The organism is Streptomyces sp. NPDC051662, from assembly GCF_040681655.1.
In the GTDB taxonomy this organism is placed as follows: Bacteria; Actinomycetota; Actinomycetes; order Streptomycetales; family Streptomycetaceae; genus Streptomyces.
The window spans coordinates 1-3,539 of record NZ_JBFAZD010000067.1 but is presented as its reverse complement, the minus strand read 5'-3'; the positions used below and the strand labels follow the sequence as shown (position 1 = coordinate 3,539).

Sequence of the window (3,539 nt, the reverse complement as noted above, 5' to 3'; positions counted from 1 at the left end):
CGGCGACCGCTCCACCTGCTCCACAAACAAATCAGCCAACGACACCGACGGCACCACATGCCCCGTCGCATTCCACTCCACCACCACCCGCCGCCGCTCCTCACCCGACAACACATCCAGGGCGGCCACCGGCTGGGCGGGGTTGTGCACCAGCGCGTCGAGCACTCGGGCGAGCCTGTCGAGTACGCCTTCGGCCGCGGCCCGGTCGAAGGCGTCGCCGCGGTAGTCGAGACGGAAGCCGAACCGGTCCCCGGGTACGGCCATCAGCGCCAGTGGGTAGTGGGTGGCGTCCCGGCTCTCCACACGGGTGACCCGCAGGGAGCCGGTACCGCCGCCGTGGCCGGCTCCGCTGGAGGGATAGTTCTGGAAGACCAGTAGCGTGTCGAAGAGTTCACCGGCGCCGGCCTCCCGCTGGATCTCGGACAGGCCGAGGTGCTGGTGTGCCAGGAGCAGGGTCTGCTCGTCCTGGAGCCGCCGAAGCATCGCCGTGAGGGACTCGCCGTAGCGGATGCGGTGCCGCAGGGGAACGGTGTTGATGAACAGGCCGACCATCGACTCGACACCCGCGACCTCGGGCGGCCGCCCGTTGACGGTGACGCCGGTGACGATGTCGTCCCGTCCGGTCATGGCACCCAGGACCAGGGCCCAGGCGCCCTGCACGACGGTGCTCAGGGTGAGACCGTTCTCCCGTGCCCAGCCGAGCAGGGTGGCGGTGTCCTCCTCGGAGAGCTCCAGGCGTACCTCTTCCGGCACGACGGGATCGCGGTCGGCGCCGGGCGCGACAAGCGTCGCGCCGACGATTCCGTCGAGCGCCTCGCTCCAGGCGCGGACGGCCTCGTCACGGTCCTGCCCGGCGAGCCAGGCCAGGTAGTCGCGGTAGGGGCGTACGGGAGGCAGCTCGTCCGTGGCACCACGGTTCTCGAACAGGGCGAACAGGTCGCGGGCCAGCAGGGGCTGCGACCAGCCGTCGTAGAGCAGGTGGTGGCTGGTCAGCAGGAACCGGTAGGCACCGCCGCCGAGCCGGAGCAGTGTGCACCGCATCAGCGGGGGCTTGGCGAGGTCGAAACGCCGTATCCGGTCCTCCGCGACGATACGGTCCGCCTCGGCGCCGCGCTCGGCCTCGGGCAGACCGCTGAGGTCGATCTCCTGCCATACGGGGTCGACGTCGCGCAGCACCAGCTGTGCCCACTCGCCCGACTTCCGCTGGCGGAAGCAGGCACGCAGGGCCGCGTGCCGACGGAGGAGGCCTGCCACGGCGCCGCGCAGGGCGCCGGTGTCCAGCGGCTCGGCCAGGTCGAATACCGACTGCGCGGTGTAGACGTCGTTGCCCGAACGGTCGTAGACGCTGTGGAAGAGGAGCCCCTCCTGCAACGGCGAGAGGGGCAGAATGTCCTCGATGGCCCGCGGCTGTCGGCTCATGCGTGCGTCTCCCACTCCTGCGTCAGTTCGTCTTCGAAGTCGTCGATCTCGCGCTGGTCGATCGTCGACAGCGCCACGTCGGACGGCGTGAGCCCGCCGGCGTCGGGTCGTTCCGCGTGTTCGGCCAGGGAGGTCAGGGCCCGGAACCAGAGCTGGGCCAGTTCGTCGACCCGCTCCTGGGTGAGCAGGTCTCCCGCCCAGGTCCACACCGCCGCCAGTTCGGGCCCACGAGAGGTGTCCCGGGTCGCGGCGTTCACTTCGAGCACATGCGGCAGTGGCATGCGCGGATCGTGGTCGGAGCCGGTGTCGGCCCCCGCCTCGATGGTCCAGTCCCCGGGGTCCTGGTCGGTACCCACGGTGTACCTGCCCAGGTAGTTGAATCCGATCAACGGCTGTGGACGGGCGGCGAGCGGGCCCGCCGTGCGTGGATTGAGGTAGCGGGCCAGCCCATAGCCCATGCCGCGGTCGGGGATCCGGCGCAGCTGTTCCTTGACCCGCTTGACCAGGTCACCGGCGGCCGGGCCGGCGGCCCACGCGTCGGCGAGGTCCAGGGGGCCCGTGCTGAGGCGTACGGGGTGGATGCTGGTGAACCAGCCGACGGTACGTGACAGCTCGGCGCGGCCCACGAACTCCTCCTCGCGGCCGTGCCCTTCGAGATCCAGCAGTACCCCGGCGGCCCGCGCCGACCGGTCGTCCTGCCGCCACTCGGCCATGGCGAGGGTGAAGGCGGCGAGGAGCACCTCGTCGACCCCCGCGCGGAAGGTGGTCGGCACCGCGCCCAGCACGGCTTCGGTCACCTCCCTCGACAGGGTCAGCGAGAGATGCCGGGCGGTCGCGTAGGTGTCCCGCGCCGGGTCCAGGGGACGCCCGCCGAGCGGCGCTTCCGGCTGGTTCAGTACGTCGTTCCACAGGGCGAGTTCGGTGTCGTCCGGGCGATCGGCGGCGAGTTCGGTGAGCCGGTGTGCCCAGCCGCGCAGCGAGGTGCCCACCGGCTGGAGGTGCGGGGTGGCCCCGGAGGCGCACTCACTCCATGCCTCCGCGAGGTCAGGCAGCAGGATGCGCCAGGACACCCCGTCGACGGCGAGGTGGTGCACCACCAGGAGGAGCTTGCCCTGCCGGTTCGGTCCGGCGTCGAACCAGACCGCCTGCACCATCACGCCGTCCCGGGGCGCGAGCCTGGCGCGAGCCGCTCCGCCCTCCCGGAGGAGCAGACCGCGTAACCCGTCCTCGTCCACGGCGGACGCGTCCACCCGGTGCAGCACATCGGCCGCGCGCGGGCCGGGTCCGTCGGGGATCTCCAGGCTCCACCCCGCGGCGCCCTCACTCTCGTCAGCGATGTGAAGGGTCATACGCAGGGCGTCGTGGTGGTCCAGGACCGCCTGGAGTGTCCGCGTCAGCCGGGCGGGTTCGGCCCCCGCCGGTACGCGGACCAGCTGCGACTGGCTGAAGTGGTCTGTGGGAGCACCCAGTTCGGCGAACCAGTGGGTGATGGGCATGAGCGGTACGGGACCGGTGCCCGCCACATCCTCCTCGGCGGTCCCGGCACCACCGTCGGCATCGCGGACGACGTGGGCCAAGGACGCCACCGTCTGGTGCTCGAAGACCTCACGTACGGAGAGTTCCAGCCCCTCGCGACGGGCCCGGCTGACGAACTGAATGGCCATGATGCTGTCGCCGCCGAGCGCGAAGAACCCCTCGTCGACGCCGACTTCGTCCTGGGCGAGGACCTCGGCGAACAGGGAGCACAGTGCCTCCTCGCGCGGCGTGCGGGGGGCTCGCCGCCGGGTCTCGTCGCCGTACACAGGGCTCGGCAGGGCGCGTTGGTCGGTCTTGCCGTTGGGGGTCAGAGGCAGGGCATCGAGCGGCACGATCGCCGCGGGCACCATATGGCCCGGCAGCACCCGCGCCAGATCCTCCCTCAAAGCAGCCGGATCAAGACCCGCCACAACACCCGAAACCGGAACCGCATACCCCACAAGCCGCTTGTCACCAGGACGGTCCTCACGCACCACCACCGTGCACTGCCCCACCCCCGCACAACGAGCCAGAACCGCCTCGACCTCACCCAACTCAATACGGAAACCACGAATCTTCACCTGAAGATCCGCCCGGCCCAGATA

Annotated in this window: 2 protein-coding genes; both read right to left on the bottom strand. The window is 71.0% G+C overall.

Annotation, left to right across the window (positions count from 1 at the left end; all coding sequences use genetic code 11):
- Nucleotides 1-1,419: condensation domain-containing protein (locus AB0M67_RS41535; protein ID WP_365753402.1), on the bottom strand; the 1,419-nt coding region annotated here is incomplete at its 3' end.
- On the bottom strand, nt 1,416-3,539 hold a 2,124-nt coding region (locus AB0M67_RS41530; RefSeq protein WP_365753400.1), incomplete at its 5' end, for a condensation domain-containing protein. The genes AB0M67_RS41530 and AB0M67_RS41535, both read right to left, overlap by 4 nt.